At 35.2% G+C, this 15,080-nt stretch carries 16 protein-coding genes and 1 pseudogene; 10 read left to right on the top strand and 7 right to left on the bottom strand.

The features are described from left to right. Nucleotides 1–173 precede the first annotated feature (173 nt). The 7 genes from A2294_03815 to A2294_03845 form a co-directional block, all read right to left on the bottom strand. A complete protein-coding gene (locus A2294_03815) occupies nucleotides 174–1,226 on the bottom strand; it encodes an arsenical-resistance protein (GenBank protein ID OGH85726.1) in 1,053 nt (350 codons plus the stop codon). A gap of 57 nt (nucleotides 1,227–1,283) precedes the next feature. Further along, a complete protein-coding gene (locus A2294_03820; protein ID OGH85727.1) occupies nucleotides 1,284–1,904 on the bottom strand; it encodes a hypothetical protein in 621 nt (206 codons plus the stop codon). A 22-nt stretch (nucleotides 1,905–1,926) separates the two neighbouring features. After that, nucleotides 1,927–2,802: a cobalt transporter gene (locus A2294_03825; GenBank protein ID OGH85728.1), complete on the bottom strand. Its 876-nt coding sequence runs from the start codon at nucleotides 2,800–2,802 to the stop codon at nucleotides 1,927–1,929. Between the two features lie 3 nt (nucleotides 2,803–2,805). Further along, nucleotides 2,806–3,738, bottom strand: a complete 933-nt coding sequence (locus tag A2294_03830; GenBank protein OGH85729.1) for a hypothetical protein — start codon at nucleotides 3,736–3,738, stop codon at nucleotides 2,806–2,808. Next, nucleotides 3,735–4,943, bottom strand: a complete 1,209-nt coding sequence (locus tag A2294_03835) for a hypothetical protein (GenBank protein ID OGH85730.1) — start codon at nucleotides 4,941–4,943, stop codon at nucleotides 3,735–3,737. Before A2294_03835 ends, A2294_03830 begins: the two co-directional genes overlap by 4 nt. A 50-nt stretch (nucleotides 4,944–4,993) precedes the next feature. After that, the gene (locus A2294_03840) at nucleotides 4,994–6,001 is read right to left on the bottom strand and encodes a hypothetical protein (GenBank protein ID OGH85731.1); all 1,008 of its coding nucleotides are present in this window, start codon (nucleotides 5,999–6,001) and stop codon (nucleotides 4,994–4,996) included. Between the two features lie 62 nt (nucleotides 6,002–6,063). Then, nucleotides 6,064–6,450: a hypothetical protein gene (locus tag A2294_03845; GenBank protein OGH85732.1), complete on the bottom strand. Its 387-nt coding sequence runs from the start codon at nucleotides 6,448–6,450 to the stop codon at nucleotides 6,064–6,066. 251 nt (nucleotides 6,451–6,701) lie between these two features. Between A2294_03845 and A2294_03850 the strand changes: the two genes are divergently transcribed. The 10 genes and pseudogenes from A2294_03850 (at nucleotide 6,702) to A2294_03895 (ending at nucleotide 15,080) form a co-directional block, all read left to right on the top strand. Further along, on the top strand, nucleotides 6,702–8,690 hold the full coding sequence (locus A2294_03850; GenBank protein OGH85733.1) for a copper-translocating P-type ATPase: 1,989 nt from the start codon (nucleotides 6,702–6,704) through the stop codon (nucleotides 8,688–8,690). A gap of 42 nt (nucleotides 8,691–8,732) precedes the next feature. Then, nucleotides 8,733–8,987: a hypothetical protein gene (locus tag A2294_03855; GenBank protein OGH85734.1), complete on the top strand. Its 255-nt coding sequence runs from the start codon at nucleotides 8,733–8,735 to the stop codon at nucleotides 8,985–8,987. 75 nt (nucleotides 8,988–9,062) lie between these two features. Continuing rightward, nucleotides 9,063–9,647 carry a hypothetical protein gene (locus tag A2294_03860; protein OGH85735.1) on the top strand — a complete coding sequence of 195 codons (585 nt, stop codon included), beginning with the start codon at nucleotides 9,063–9,065 and terminating at the stop codon, nucleotides 9,645–9,647. A gap of 101 nt (nucleotides 9,648–9,748) precedes the next feature. Further along, nucleotides 9,749–10,135, top strand: coding sequence for a hypothetical protein (locus A2294_03865; protein ID OGH85736.1), 387 nt, complete (start codon nucleotides 9,749–9,751; stop codon nucleotides 10,133–10,135). Between the two features lies 1 nt (nucleotide 10,136). After that, complete coding sequence (locus tag A2294_03870; protein ID OGH85737.1) at nucleotides 10,137–11,195, top strand: hypothetical protein; 1,059 nt, start codon at nucleotides 10,137–10,139, stop codon at nucleotides 11,193–11,195. A 71-nt stretch (nucleotides 11,196–11,266) separates the two neighbouring features. Next, nucleotides 11,267–11,542: a hypothetical protein gene (locus tag A2294_03875; GenBank protein ID OGH85738.1), complete on the top strand. Its 276-nt coding sequence runs from the start codon at nucleotides 11,267–11,269 to the stop codon at nucleotides 11,540–11,542. A 3-nt stretch (nucleotides 11,543–11,545) separates the two neighbouring features. After that, on the top strand, nucleotides 11,546–13,309 hold the full coding sequence (locus tag A2294_03880; protein ID OGH85739.1) for a hypothetical protein: 1,764 nt from the start codon (nucleotides 11,546–11,548) through the stop codon (nucleotides 13,307–13,309). Nucleotides 13,310–13,326: 17 nt separating this feature from the next. Beyond that, nucleotides 13,327–13,530 carry a hypothetical protein gene (locus A2294_03885; protein ID OGH85740.1) on the top strand — a complete coding sequence of 68 codons (204 nt, stop codon included), beginning with the start codon at nucleotides 13,327–13,329 and terminating at the stop codon, nucleotides 13,528–13,530. A gap of 5 nt (nucleotides 13,531–13,535) precedes the next feature. Then, a complete protein-coding gene (locus tag A2294_03890) occupies nucleotides 13,536–14,588 on the top strand; it encodes a hypothetical protein (protein ID OGH85741.1) in 1,053 nt (350 codons plus the stop codon). Between the two features lie 3 nt (nucleotides 14,589–14,591). Beyond that, a pseudogene (locus A2294_03895) lies at nucleotides 14,592–15,080 on the top strand (hypothetical protein).

Below are 15,080 nucleotides of genomic sequence, written 5' to 3' on the forward strand. Positions count from 1 at the left end.
TTACCTTAATTATATATTCTTTCTTTATTATCTTAACTTCTATTATCTATTATTCTGTTATTACTTTCTTTCTTGACACCAACTTTTTAGACTAAATTTTGAGATTATCATTGTGAGCGAGGGGGGTAACTTTTAGCCTGTGGTGGGGTATTTCAGTCTGTTTTTTGTCGTTATTATTTATTAGTATATAAGTAAGGATAGCATTTCTTTTGTAATTTTTTTGCGACACCTACCAACAAGATCAAAACTGGAACTTCAATTAATGGTCCAACTACACCAGCAAACGCCTGTCCAGAACTAAGGCCAAACACGCCAATAGATACTGCAATAGCTAATTCAAAGTTATTCCCCGTGGCTGTAAAGGCAATGGCAGTATTATGGGCACAATTAGCATCAAACAACTTGCCGACAAAAAAAGTCGTAAAAAACATCACTACAAAGTAGATAGCCAGAGGAATAGCAATTCGCAAAACGTCAAAAGGAATACTAACAATCAAATTTCCTTTCAAGCTAAACATTACCACAATGGTAAAAAGTAAAGAAATCAAGGTTAGTGGACTAATACGTGGTATAAACTTCTTTTCGTACCATTCATGACCTTTGTTTTTACGTAAGAAGTGTTGGGTTAAAAAGCCTGCTCCAAAAGGTATTCCTAAATATATCAAGACGCTTCTGGCAATCTCTGACATACTAACCTTTACAATGGTTCCCTGAATACCAAAGTATGGCGGTAGAACAGTTAAAAAGATGTAAGCAAAAAAACTGTAAGTTAAAATTTGGAAAATACTATTTAAGGCAACTAGGCCAGCGGCGTATTCAGTATCTCCGTCTGCCAAGTCATTCCACACCAAAACCATAGCAATACAGCGTGCTATACCTATCATAATCAACCCCACCATATACTCTGGATAATCACGCAAAAAAGTAATGGCCAAAAAAAACATCAATAAAGGGCCGACAAGCCAATTCATTACTAAAGACAGGCTGATCACTTTTTTGTTTTTAAAAACTGATCCTAATTTGTCGTAGCGTACTTTTGCCAATGGCGGATACATCATGAGAATAAGACCGATAGCAATCGGTATGCTGGTTGTGCCAACGGAAAAAGAATTGATGAATTTTTCTGTTTCGGGGATAAAATAACCCAATCCAACACCAATGGCCATTGCCAAGAATATCCATAATGTTAAAAAGTGGTCTAGTAAACTTAATTTTTTATTACTCATAATTTCAATTGATTAAAAATTTATCTAACACAACAACCAATCGCTTTTTAGCCATAACTAGACATCGGAGTCTTCTTCTCTCTCTAACAACTCACATCCCTCTTTTATTAAAAAACCTACGATTATAAGTGAAACAACTGGGTCAGCCCACCACCAACCCAGAAAGTAGTTAAGTAAAAGTCCTAAAAGTAAAGTTATGGAAAGATACACACAAGCGGTAGTCTCCCTAGAATCAGCAATTAAGGCACGACTCTCGATTTTTTCGCCCACTTTTCTTTTTTGAGAAGCAAGAATTGGCATGATAATGATCGAGAGTGTAGCTATGACAATTCCAACCAGTGATCCCTCCGGCATTTCGCGAAAGTACAGTTTCTTTATCGCTTCGTATGCCACATAAAGAGCAAGGATAAAAAATGAGTAAGCCACATATTTTATTGCCCGTTGTTCAATTTTTTCTTCACGTTCTGAGTCGTTTGAATGGTTTTTTAGTCGCCAGATAAGGACTCCGCCTGAGATAGATTCAATAAAGCTGTCTAGACCAAACCCGACCAGAGCCACACTTCCAGCAACAAGACCCGCTCCGATTGAAATTAACCCTTCAAAAACATTGTAGGCGACAGTAAAGTACTCTAGCAGGATCCCTTTTCTGTATAATTCTATTTTTTTAATATTATCCATATCTTTAATTAAATAATTTATATTATATTTTACACTCTACGTCCGAACATTTTTGTTCATCTTCAAGTTCAATAGTTGCATGCTCAATATGATTTAAAATCAATATATTCCTAATTTGTTTTTTGGTTTGCTCTGGTAGTTTCAGTAGGTTATTGGTTGCAATGATATGCCCTGTAAAAATATTAGTTTCGCCCTCCATTGACCAAACATGGATGTCGTGAACACCTCTAATTCCATTTAAAGAAAGTATGTCCTGTTTAATTTTTTCCAGATCAATATGAGCTGGAACTCCTTGTAGAAAAATATTAAAAGTTTCTTTAATGTTTTTACTAACACCCCATAAAGTGAAGACAGTAAAGCCAATAGTCATTAACGGATCAATAATATGGTTGTCCCAAAATTTAATGATAACAGCCCCAATTAAAATAACACCCCAACCTAACACATCTTCCAAAAGGTGCCATGAGAGGACTTTCTCATTCATACTCATGCCTTTTTTTAACCGAAGGAATCCAATGCTGTTAAATATAAGCCCCACAACCGCCAATCCAATCATACCTGTGGCATTCACATGTTCGGGGTTTAATATTCTAGGAACTGTTCTGGCCAAGATGAAAAGTGAGCCGGCAACCAAAATGACCCCCGCCAGCAATGCCGAAATCAAAGAAAGACGGCGGTAGCCAAATGTGCGTTTCTTGTCCGCCGGTGCGTTTGATTTCTTTTCTAGTATCAAGGAAAATATAAGAACTATACTGTCCCCCAAATCATGAATTGCGTCAGAAAGAATCGCTAAGCTGTTTGTCCATAATCCGCCTATAACTTCAATTACAGTAAAACCTATATTTAAGAAAGCGGCTATAATAATATTTTTCTCTCTTGTATGAGCGTGATCATGCATATTCTAAAAAATGATAAATTTGTTTATTTTAGTCTTATACACCCGATATGGTTTTGGTCCGACAAATGCTTTCCCGTTAATAAATACAGTCGGTGTTCCATAGAGATGAGTTTTTTTTAATTCTGCGAGCTGATCGGTCACCACTTTTTTTGTTTCAGGGTTACTTACACAGGCATTTATTTTATCAGCATCAAAGTTAAATTTTTTTAACGCTTCATCAATAAATGAGTTTTTGTAAATATCTGTTTTATCGACTGTAAATAAATAATCATTAAATTGCCAAAATCTTTCCCCGTATTCTTTATACACGCAATAGCCGACTTCAGATAAGAAGTTGGTATTTTCTTTTGCCGGATAGTGGGCAAAAATGTAATTGGTTTTTTTGCTACTGATTAATTTTTGGATATCAGGGTAAGCTTTTCTAGTATAGTCGCACTCATAACATCCAATCAATACCACAGTGTCTTTAGAGCCCAAATTTTTTGTAGGAAAGGAAGATAAATCAACACCGTTTAATGTAACGTTTTCTTCTGTTTTTTCCACTGCCCCGCATTGAGTATTGATTTCAGTTACTTTGTTGTTTTCTCCCTTGGGGTCAAAGGCACAAAATCCGCTTTGGTTTAGGCCGTTGCAACTACCATACAGGTAATAATTATAACCGCCTCGAACAACATAAAAAGTACTACCAATCATCAAGATAAAAAATACCCAGGAAAGTAATTCAAAATGCTTGTTCGTTATGCGAGCCAAGAATGCTGATCGGTTTAACAAAGCGACTAAAATTTTACCCTTTATTTTTTCTTTGAATCCAGTATTGCAAGGTCGAAGCGTTACTCGTCTAAAAACGCAATCCAACGCTTCTTTGGCTAAGGCTCGGTGAGTGGCACTGAAAATACCTAGTATGGAAAATACAATTAAGGCTATGATACAAATCATATAATCTTCATAATTTTATTTAGGCTGTCTACAAATTTTTCTGCTTCCTCAATGGTATTGTAAAAATATAATGACACTCGGGCGGAGTTTTTTATTTTTCTGTCATTGAACCAAGAATGAACACAGTGTTGTCCGGCTCTAATCATGACATTGGACATTTCATCCATCATTACAGCAATTTGGTGCATATCAACGCCTTCAACATAAAAATTAACTATACCAGATCTTAAAGCAGGTTCAGCAGAGCCAATGATTTTGATTCTTGGTAATTTAGTTATTTCCTCGGTTATATAGCGGTTAAGTAATAGTTCTTGTTTTTCTATGTTTTCAAAACCCACATTTTCCAAATATTTTACCGCTTCACCTAGTCCAATAATTCCGGCGTAATCCTGCAATCCGGCCTCAAATTTTTCCGGGGCATTGAGCATTTTATGGTCGCTATACGTCGAATATTCAACTGTATTACCACCAACCATGAACGGCTCTAGCTTTTCCAATAAGCTGTATTTTCCGTAAAATACACCAGTGCCGGTCGGCCCTAACATTTTATGTCCGGAAAATGCAAGAAAATCAACATCCAAATATTTTACATCAATTTTTCTATGCGGAATGCTTTGTGCCACATCTAAAAATACCAAAGCACCATTTTCATGGGCAATTTTTATTATCTCTTCAGCTGGGGTAGTCGTTCCATCTAAGTTTGAGGTATGAACCATTGATACCAGTTTTGCACCTTTAACTAGTTCTCTGTATTTTTCGAGATTGAATGTGCCATCATCGTTGGAACCTACCATTTCATGATGAATGCCTTTCTTCTTGACCAAAATCTGCCAAGGGATAAGATTAGAATTATGTTCTTTGTTGGTAGTCAAAACCACGTCTCCTTTTTTAAGCTCGAACGAATTGGCCAACAAATTAATTCCCTCAGTGGTATTTCTAATAAAAATAATTTCCCGTTCATCGGCATTTATAAATCTTGCAATTATCTGTCTGGCTTCTTTCACTTTCTTGGTTGCCGTTTCTCCAAGCCTGTGAGAACTTCTGCCGGCACAGGCTGGGTATTCAAAATAATATTCGTTCATGACTTCGACAACTTGCTTCGGTTTTAGACTCATGCAGGCACTGTCAAAATAAACAATTGGCTTGCCTTTGATCTGTTTACTTAGCAAAGGGAAATCGTTTTTTATTTTTTCGTAGTTTAACATATTTGGTAGTCAATCGGGGGCATACCTAAAATGTCCCCGATTGACTAAAGCTAATTAGTAGCACAAGCAGGTGCGGCAGCACCGCCAGCTGGGGCAGTGCCTCCTCCGAAGCCTGGAGATGGGGCTTCGCTCGATAACACTGTTGAACATTCTTTTGGTTGGTTGGTAAATGAAGAACAAATTGATTTTAACAAACTATTACTGTCTCTTCCGCTCTGACTTTGAGTTCCATTGATAACCAACGTAGGCGATCCCTGCACACCATATTTTTCATTTTCTGTTTTGAAAATTTCAAAACCAGCATAATTTCCTTTGAATCCAACTTTATTATTAAAATTATCTAACACTTTAAATTCCTTATCTGTTTTTTGGATACACCCTTGGAGTTTGTTTTTATCAACACCTGCCTGGCTTAGACTTGTTTCAGAATCTCCCTCTTTAAGAAAAACATCCAGGTAAGCCAATAATTTAGTCGACTGTTCTTTTTGAATACAATATTGGCTTAATTGCTCTTTTAATTCTTTTTCACCATGCATGGCATAATCCACAAATTTAATCTTGAAATCAATCTTATCTCCCAGTGTTTTAACTACTGGTAAAATTCCTTTTTCCATTTGCACCCCATAAGGGCAGTGACTCATAACAAACAATTCCACTGTTGGTTTATCGGTCTTTTGGCTGATATTATCAGTTGCTGGTTGAGCCTCTGGCTGATTGTCACTTTTATTGGCAGTAGTAACCTTCAGTATCTCAAAAGATTGAGGAAAGAATCTTTTTCCGTCTTTAGACACAAAAGAATCAATTTTTTGGCCATTATAATTGACTTCTAACTTATACAAATCACCCTCTTTACCAGTCACTTTAACAGTTGCTGATCCTTGCCCTTGCAACAGCTCTGTGTTCACAAACTCGGTAGACTTCGCCTCAACCTCTTGTATGGGTGCCCATGCTGATTTAGAAATGTAGAAATATGCTCCTGCCCCTATAAGACTGCTAATAACTATTCCGGCAATTACGCCTGTCAGTATCGACTTAGTTAACAATTTTGTTATATTCATAATTTTATTTATTTTAATTAAATAAAAATACTACCATTACAATAGGTAGCTATGAATATATCTTAAAAAGCCTTGGTATTTAGAATGCCTTGAGAAAATAAAAATGGAAAGAAATTGTAGCCAAAAGAAAAATGCTTTGGTATCAATTTAATCTTTTCTATAAATTGTGGTGATAATATTTTTTTACTAGATTTTAGCCAAAGCAAAATACCAAAAAATATTAAAAGCCCAAGAAGAATAACTTTGTTTGTTATTGCAGTAAAGAACGTCGACCTCTCTTGGAGGTGAGACCCAACATCTTCATTAATACAACTGCCGTCTTGGCAAACTTGGTTTTGCTGTAAGCTAAAAATACAGCCATCTGGAACGCAAGTATTTATAGAAAACAAAACAGCAATAGTCACTAATGCTAAAAATGTAAGGCTTAGTTTTTTTAGAAAATGCCCCATTTGATTATTTATAACAAGTTGCAAGTTTAATTATACACTTTTTTTAGATATGAAACAAGAGTTTATGTTGCTCAGCATCTCAGAAAATCAATCCCTTTTTCATTTTACTGGTATATATAGGAGTATTTTATTTTTGATTAACAAAATGCCTTTAATATGCTAAAATTAAAATAGTTGTATGGTTAAAATTTAATAATCATCTTATGAACCACGATCACCACAATATGTCTACACCTGAAGACCACTCGAAAATGGAACGCTCAAAAATGGAACATTCTCAAAACAAAGGATATTCCAAACACGAAGGGCATTCAGTAGAGATGTTTAAAAGAAAGTTTTACATTTCCCTCATTCTAACACTTCCTGTTTTATTTTTATCTCCACTAGTACAAAATTTTTTAGGTTTTTCATTTAGGTTTATTGGTGATTTGATTGTTCTTTGGGTTTTTTCTTCAGTAGTATTTTTTTATGGTGGTCTTCCTTTTTTACAAGGTTCAATAAAAGAATTGAAAAATAAAATGCCAGGAATGATGACCTTAATTTCTCTGGCCATTGCTGTAGCCTATTTTTATAGTTCCGCAGTAACTTTTGGTTTGCAGGGTGAAGTGTTTTTTTGGGAATTAGCCACATTGATTGACATTATGCTTCTTGGTCACTGGCTAGAAATGCGCTCGGTTATGGGTGCATCCCGTGCTTTGGAAAAATTATCTCAGCTTATACCAGATAAAGCCCATGTAATAAAAGATAAGGAAATTGTTGATGTTAACACCAGTGAATTAAAAACTGGAGACATAATTCTTATAAAACCAGGTGAAAAAATTCCGTCAGATGGAGTGGTTGTACAAGGTGATAGCTTTGTAAATGAATCCATGCTTACCGGAGAATCAAAACCAGTTTCAAAAACGAAAGGCAGTAAAGTCATCGGTGGCTCTATAAATGAAGAAGGTTCTCTACAAATTAAAATTGAAGTAGTTGGAGAAGACACCTATCTTTCTAAGGTTATAAATCTAGTCAAATCGGCCCAAGCTTCAAAATCTAAAACGCAGATGTTAGCTGATAAAGCTGCTTTGTGGCTTACAATTATTGCTGTGACAATCGGGGTAGTAACATTTGTAATTTGGCTCTTGTTAGGCAAAGATATAGCCTTTGCAATTGAACGGGCGGCAACTGTGCTTATAATTGCCTGTCCACACGCATTAGGTCTGGCTGTTCCTTTAGTGGTGGCCATTTCTACAGCGTTATCCGCCCAAAACGGACTATTAATAAGAAACAGAACGGCATTTGAAAATAGTCGCCGGATTTCCACAATTGTATTTGATAAAACAGGGACTTTAACAGAAGGAACTTTCACACTTACCAAAATTTATAATTTTGATACTAATTACAGTCAAGATAAAGCACTGGGAGTAGCAGCTTCTTTGGAAAAAAATTCTGAACATCCGATTGCCAGAGCCGTTGTCAAGGAAGCAGAAAATTTAAAAATTAAATTTTTTGATGTCAAAAACTTTCGAGCTATAAAAGGAAAAGGTATTGAAGGAATAATTCAAGAAAAATTATATATTTTGGCTAGTCCAGGTTATCTGGAAGAATTAACTTTAACAGTTCCTTCAGAATTAAGACAGACATCAGCAACAATTATTTATTTAATTGATAAAAACGAAAATAAATTGGTGTGTGGTTTTGCTTTATCAGACGTTATTAGACCGGAATCACGGGGTGCCATTAACTTGTTAAAAAAAGAAGGTATTAAGGTTTGGATGCTCACAGGTGATAATTCATTGGTAGCCAAGGAAGTTTCAGAAGAGCTAGGACTTGATGGCTACTTCGCCGAAGTTTTACCTGATCAAAAACAGGATAAAATTAAGGAATTACAAGGAAAGGGAGAATATGTAGCCATGGTTGGTGATGGTATTAATGATGCTCCAGCTTTGGCACAGGCAGATGTGGGGATTGCTATTGGGTCTGGAACAGATATTGCGGCTGAAACGGCGGATATTATTTTAGTAAATAGCAACCCAAAGGATATTGCCTCGCTTATTTTATTTGGTAAAGCCACCTACAATAAAATGATTCAAAATTTAATTTGGGCGACGGGTTATAATGTTGTTGCCATTCCACTTGCTGCTGGTGTGTTATATGGTTCTGGTATACTGCTTTCTCCCGCATTAGGCGCCGTATTTATGTCTCTTAGCACTATTATCGTAGCCATTAATGCGAAAACACTCAAAGTTAAAAAATAGTAAATAAAGGTCGAATTAATTTGTTAGGTTAATTTACAACTTATGATTAACACAAAACATTTATTAAAAGTTGCAGCTTTGTGGGTGAGTATTGTTTATATTGTTTGCTACATTGGTGTGGCAATTTATCCCCCTATTAGGAATTTATTCATGAAATATTCCTTGCACGCCGATGTAAATATGACTTCCAACTACTTAGGTATTGGATATTTTATATCCGGTTTGATTATTTGGAATATCGTAACTTTTCTCGGCGTTTGGTTGTTTGCTTATTTATTCAATGTAGTGAAGAAATAAGAAATCTACTCTCTTGTAAACCTCTATAGACTACTATATACTAAATATAGTGGTCTATTTTTAATAAATATCAATATGAAAAAAATATTTATAATCTTTGGAATTATATTGGCTTTCTCTGTTGCTCACCCGCTATTAGCCAGCGCCCAAATGATGGGAAACAGTGTTCAGAATCCTGAAATACTTCAGGAAGAAGCAAAAGGGAAAGAGATCTTTGATAAACTACAATCAAAGACCACAGCGTGCAATAATTTGTCTGATGACGAATTTGAAGTTTTAGGCGACTATTTTATGGGCCAGATGATGGGTAGTTCTCATAGTACTATGGACGCATTAATGGAACAAAGAATTGGAAAGGATAATAATCGTTTAATGCATATAGCTTTAGGCAAACGTTTATCTGGCTGTGACACATCGGCAAGTTTTCCGTCACAAGGATATTCTTTTTTGCCAATGATGGGTATGATGAATGGAGGGTACTCAAATATATTAAGCCAACCAGGCGTGTATAATTATGGCATAGGTATGATGGGGGCGTCTTGGAACGGATGGAGCATGATGGGTGGACAGAACGTTACTGGAATAATTTTATATATTTTAGTGCTGGTATTTTTTGTTGGCGGTATAGCAGTATTTGTTAAGTATTTACTTAAAAAGTAGTCTATTTTTGGCTAAACAAAGCTAATTTATTAAAATTTGGCAAAGTCCTCTTGCCAAATTTTTTAATACCCTGTATACTATGGCATGTAGTAGGTAAATATATGACTAATGAAAATATAAAAGTTTTAGGCGAACTCGAATCAGAAATAATGGAAATAGTTTGGGAAAATGATCAAACTTCGGTTAGGTTTGTTTTGTCGCAGTTAGAAAAAAAGAGAAAAATCGCCTATACAACGGTTATGACAGTAATGTCTCGACTTCATGATAAAGGGGTACTTAAAAGAAAAATGGACAAGAGTGGCGCATTTGTCTATGTCCCGGCAAAAGACAAAAAATCTTTTCTAGCTAATGCTTCGGAAAAAATAATTAAAAACTTTTTAAAAGAGTATGGCGACGTAGCAGTAGCCCAATTTGTGGATATTATAGAAACATCAAACACCAATCAATCAGAAGCTTGGAAAAACAAATTGAGAGAACTCTTAAAATAGTATGGAAAAAACTTTTGCTCAAAGATCTCGCAGATCATTTGGACAATTAACTTTAATCTTTGTTGGTTTTGCTACTTTAGTATTCTTTTTGTTTTTCAAAATTGCTCAGAGAATAAAAACATTGGCTGCGGTTTTTATTCATAAGTTAGAGGTAGCCTGTGGCTGTACCCAAATGACCCAATTAGCTGCCATGCACCCCTTTATAACTGCAGCCATAGTTGCTTTAAGTGTGTTAATTTTGGCGTTTATTGTATTTTTGGTTTATAAGTTTGTTGCTTTACTTGTACAAACGAGAAGATTCTACCAAAAGAATTTAACATCAGCAAAAGTTGATTTGTCATCAAAATTAAAGCGAACTCTTAATAACTTAGGGCTTAGAAAGAATGTAGTTACCGAGATTAAAGAAAATACCCCAGTAGTTTTCTGCTATGGTTTAATTAGACCGAGGATTTGCATCTCAAGCGGTTTAATTAAAATTTTAAAGAATGATGAGCTTCAGGCCGTGTTACTTCATGAAAATCAGCATAGATTATCCAATGATCCTTTAAAATTATTTATAATTAAATTTTTTCAAAATATATTTTTTTTCTTGCCGGGGTTAAAAACAATTATCAATAAGTATTTAACCTTTTCAGAATTGGCGGCCGATGAACAAGCGACCAACAATTTTACTGACAGACCTAAATTAGCCAGAGCCATATTTAAAATCACACAAGCAGAAGAGCAAAATACTATTCGTACTGGATTGGCTACATCCTTTTTTACTTCCACAATTGAAGAGAGGGTAAATAAATTGGCTGACGATAGTTATCTTCCACAGTTTAAAGTTTGGGGTAGGGGTTTCGTCTTTGGTATTTCTGCAGTTATGTTGACCGTTTTGGCAACATTCATATTCCTTGCGGATAGCACAAAAGCTTTCGATATGCATAATACGGGGAATTGTGCCTATTCTACGGGCAATAACTCATCTTGCAATCTTACTTCAGAGTCTGTGTGTGGAAATATAAATAGTACAAATAAGCCTTCCTGCGAGGTGAATTATTCACCTGTGGATAAGTAAAGTTTGACAGAATAGATAATACCTACTACACTATGTAGTAGGTATTTTAATTTACCCACAAATTCTCTTCTATGTTTAAACCAAACACAAAGAAAGCCAAACTAAACCTAAAAAAATTATACGGGCAAATTAACAACATTGATAAAATGATTGAAAAAGAGAGAGCCTGCGAAGAAATAGTACAGCAAATAAATGCCGCCATAGGGATGCTAAAAAAAACCAAGGAATACATTTTTGAAGATCATCTTGATTCCTGTTTGGCAGACAAGCTCGATTTAAAAAAAGGTGATGAAAGAATAAAATTTATTAAAAATTTAATCCAAAATTTTAAAATAACCACTAATTAATTTATGAAAAAAATTACAGTACCAATAAAAGGAATGCATTGCCGTTCGTGTGAAATCTTAATTGAAAATGGCTTAAAAAAAATTCCTGGTGTTAATAAAGTAGACGTTAGTCACAAAACTGGCATTGCCAGTTTATTTTGTGAAACAGATATTCCCGCCAGTGAAGCCATTAGACAAACAATAAAAGATGCCGGATACGATATAGGCCGTAAAGATAAATCTTCTTGGTTATCAAAAGATAAAAATGATTACATAAATTTGTTAAAGGGTGGCAGTATTTTGCTGGTGTTATATATAATCGCCAAAGCGTTGGGATTATTCACTTTGGGGGTTAACACCCAAAGCACTAGTTTGTTGGTTGTTTTGGTTGTTGGTTTGGTAGCAGGGATTTCCACTTGTATGGCACTAGTTGGTGGACTGGTTTTGAGTTTATCTGCACGACACGCCGAACTTCATCCAGAAATTTCTGCAAAACAAAAATTTATACCCCATCTTTATTTCAATTTGGGTAGAATTTTAGGATTTGGTTTTTTGGGTGGAGTTATTGGTTTATTAGGATCAGTAGTTAGACCCTCAGCCGGAACTCTTGGTGTGATGACTATAATTGTTGGCGGTGTAATGATGTTTTTGGGTTTAAAACTAATTGAAATATTTCCTGCGCTTAAAGACAAATCGTTTTCCTTGCCAAAAGGTATTGCTAATTTTTTTGGATTAAACAAAGAACAGAAAGAATATAGTCACAAAAATTCCCTTATAACGGGGGCGCTAACTTTCTTTTTACCTTGTGGTTTTACACAGGCTATGCAGTTGTATGCCGTTTCGACAGGTAGCTTTTTTCAAGGATTTCTAGTGATGGGATTATTTGCTTTAGGTACTGCCCCTGGACTTTTAGGAATTGGTGGTTTGGCTTCGATGTTTAAAGGTAAAAAGGCCAAAGTGTTTTTTGCGGCTACTGGTTTGGCCGTTATTATGTTGGGTTGGTTTAACATTGCAAACGGCGGTCAAATTGTGTTTCAAGCTAAAGCAGCTGGTACCCCTAATTCAGTAACTGAATCAAATGGTGTACAAGAAGTTAGAATGACACAAAGTGGCTCTGGTTATTCACCTAACCAGTTTACTGTTGAAAAAGGAAAGAAAGTAAAATGGATTATTACATCTACGAATGCCTTTACTTGTGCCTCATCTATAGTAATGCCTAAATATGGAATTGATAAATCTTTAGAAAAAGGAGAAAACGTTATTGAGTTCGTGCCGACTGAGACCGGAGAAATTCCTTTCTCCTGTTCAATGGGAATGTATAGAGGAAAATTTACTGTTGTTGAAGCTGGAAATACTGCTCTTAAAAATTCGGCAGGCACTGCCCAAGTGGCAGCTCTGCCGCCAAGTGGAGGTGGATGTGGTGGTGGCGGTGGAGGTGGATGTGGTGGTTGTGGAGGGGGCGTTAAAAAACCAATAGATACAACAGCCACAAATGCCGCCGTTAATACTAATGAGCAAGTAATTAAAACACAATATACATTATCTAACGATATAGTCCCTAATAGGTTTACAGTTAAAAAAGGAATTCCAGTTAGATTTGAAGTAGATGTTAAAGAAAGTGGTCAAGGTTGTATGAGTACAATTATGGTTCCAGGGCTTTATAATCAGGCCGAGTACCTGCAAGGTGGTAGTAAAATTATAATGACTTTTACACCAGATAAAACCGGAGATTATGATATAACCTGTGCTATGGGTGTTCCACGCGGTGTAATCACTGTAACTAATTAATTTTAACAAAATATTTTATGCTAATAAATTTTAAAATAACTAATATAACTTGTGAGGCTTGTATTAAATTAAGTAAATCAGCTTTGGGAAGCTTGCCAGGTGTCAAAAAAATAGAAATTAATAATGATGGTCTAACTACTTTGGAATCCGAGACTGATATAAGTATGGCTGAAATAAAAGAAACATTAGAAAAAGTCGATAAAAAGATATCTTTAATTTAATAATTATGCACCCTAAACTAAATTTCAAAGTTTTTGGAGTAGATAACTCCGACGACTTAAAAATAGTAGAAGAAAATTTAAAATCGCAGGATGGTATAAAAAATATCAAAATTGCGCAATTAAAAAATTATATCGATATTAAGTTGGATGTTGAAGAAAATAAAATCAACAAGCAACAAGTAGTGGATATTATTAAATTAAGTGGCGATTTTAGGGTAGAAGAATTATTGGATAATAAAACAATGGAAGTACCGGATAAATCAAAAACAACTACAGTGCATCCTGTTCCTAATTTGAATTTAACTAATTTGGCTGAACAAGAAAATCCTTCTAAAACATTTTTTGTGTGGGGGTTGCTGGTTGGTTTTTCTATTGTTTCTTTGTTTATAAATATCGTATTTGGGTATTTACTTTTTGGTTCTTCAGCTTCTGCCTCACAAAAGGGTACTGTAAGTGCAAATAATAATCAGGTAGCTGTGAATAATCCACAACCACGTCAACAAGCGCCATCGGCGCCGGTTCAGCCATCTGGTCCAGTGCAAGAATTCAAAATAACAAAAAATGATAATGTGCGCGGTAATTTTAATGCTCCAATTACTTTGGTAGAATATTCTGACTTTGAATGTCCTTATTGTGGAAAAATTTACCCAACTTTTAAACAATTATTAAACGATTATCCAAATCAAGTCCGTTTGGTTTATAAATATTTTCCTTTAAGTTTCCATCCTAATGCTCAAAAAGCAGCTGAGGCAGCCGAGTGTGCCAGTGAACAGGGTAAATTCTGGGAATATCATGACACCTTGTTTGACAATCAACAAAATGGTTTTAGTATTACAAATTTCAAACAATGGGCAAAAGACTTAAATTTAAATACCAGTAAATTTAATGATTGTCTGGATACTGGTAAATATGCCAGTAAGGTACAAGCAGACGAAGCAGATGGGCAAAATAGAGGTGTAAATGGCACTCCAGCGACCTTTGTTAATGGACAATTGATTTCTGGAGCTGTGCCGTATGAATCTTTTAAATCAGTTATCGATCAATTATTAACTAAATAATATATGGAAAAAACAGTAAAACTGCATATTGAGGGAATGCACTGTGGATCTTGTGAAAAGATCATTGAAATGGAACTATTGGATGTTCCTGGTATTAAATCAGCTAAAATTAATTTTCAAACAGGTACGGGAGACGTTATAACAGAATCAAATGTTAATAGCGAGCAAATAACTGCAGCTGTGTTTAGAGCTGGATACAAAGGTGACGTTCTTAATGAGGAAAGTCCCGAGTTTGACACTCAGGCTAAAGAAGATGAAAAAAGTGATGTTGTTATAGAAAAAACCTTTGTTGATGCTGAGTCACCATTTAAAATTAAATTGGAATCCTCGGTTATTGCTGATGGTGAGTTTTCTCAAGAAAATAACACACCGATTTTTAAAGGTAAAATTAATCAGATAAAGAAAGGTGAATTTGAAATACCACAAGGCAGAAGTGACATTGAAAAAGCTATCCAAAATATTATTAATTCGTCTAAAATTGGCCAGATTTTT

The sequence above is a fragment of the Candidatus Magasanikbacteria bacterium RIFOXYB2_FULL_38_10 genome (genome assembly GCA_001783145.1).
Taxonomy (GTDB): domain Bacteria; phylum Patescibacteriota; class Patescibacteriia; order Magasanikbacterales; family UBA10003; genus GWC2-40-17.

Excerpts from the sequence above, each read along its gene's own strand:
- A2294_03855 (OGH85734.1), top strand. The coding sequence starts at position 8,733 with ATGATTAACACAAAACATTTATTAAAAGTTGCAGCTTTGTGGGTGAGT.
- A2294_03815 (OGH85726.1), bottom strand. The coding sequence starts at position 1,226 with ATGAGTAATAAAAAATTAAGTTTACTAGACCACTTTTTAACATTATGG.
- A2294_03885 (OGH85740.1), top strand. The coding sequence starts at position 13,327 with ATGCTAATAAATTTTAAAATAACTAATATAACTTGTGAGGCTTGTATT.
- A2294_03850 (OGH85733.1), top strand. The coding sequence starts at position 6,702 with ATGGAACGCTCAAAAATGGAACATTCTCAAAACAAAGGATATTCCAAA.
- A2294_03825 (OGH85728.1), bottom strand. The coding sequence starts at position 2,802 with ATGCATGATCACGCTCATACAAGAGAGAAAAATATTATTATAGCCGCT.
- A2294_03820 (OGH85727.1), bottom strand. The coding sequence starts at position 1,904 with ATGGATAATATTAAAAAAATAGAATTATACAGAAAAGGGATCCTGCTA.
- A2294_03840 (OGH85731.1), bottom strand. The coding sequence starts at position 6,001 with ATGAATATAACAAAATTGTTAACTAAGTCGATACTGACAGGCGTAATT.
- A2294_03830 (OGH85729.1), bottom strand. The coding sequence starts at position 3,738 with ATGATTTGTATCATAGCCTTAATTGTATTTTCCATACTAGGTATTTTC.
- A2294_03860 (OGH85735.1), top strand. The coding sequence starts at position 9,063 with ATGAAAAAAATATTTATAATCTTTGGAATTATATTGGCTTTCTCTGTT.
- A2294_03880 (OGH85739.1), top strand. The coding sequence starts at position 11,546 with ATGAAAAAAATTACAGTACCAATAAAAGGAATGCATTGCCGTTCGTGT.
- A2294_03845 (OGH85732.1), bottom strand. The coding sequence starts at position 6,450 with ATGGGGCATTTTCTAAAAAAACTAAGCCTTACATTTTTAGCATTAGTG.
- A2294_03875 (OGH85738.1), top strand. The coding sequence starts at position 11,267 with ATGTTTAAACCAAACACAAAGAAAGCCAAACTAAACCTAAAAAAATTA.
- A2294_03835 (OGH85730.1), bottom strand. The coding sequence starts at position 4,943 with ATGTTAAACTACGAAAAAATAAAAAACGATTTCCCTTTGCTAAGTAAA.
- A2294_03865 (OGH85736.1), top strand. The coding sequence starts at position 9,749 with ATGACTAATGAAAATATAAAAGTTTTAGGCGAACTCGAATCAGAAATA.
- A2294_03870 (OGH85737.1), top strand. The coding sequence starts at position 10,137 with ATGGAAAAAACTTTTGCTCAAAGATCTCGCAGATCATTTGGACAATTA.
- A2294_03890 (OGH85741.1), top strand. The coding sequence starts at position 13,536 with ATGCACCCTAAACTAAATTTCAAAGTTTTTGGAGTAGATAACTCCGAC.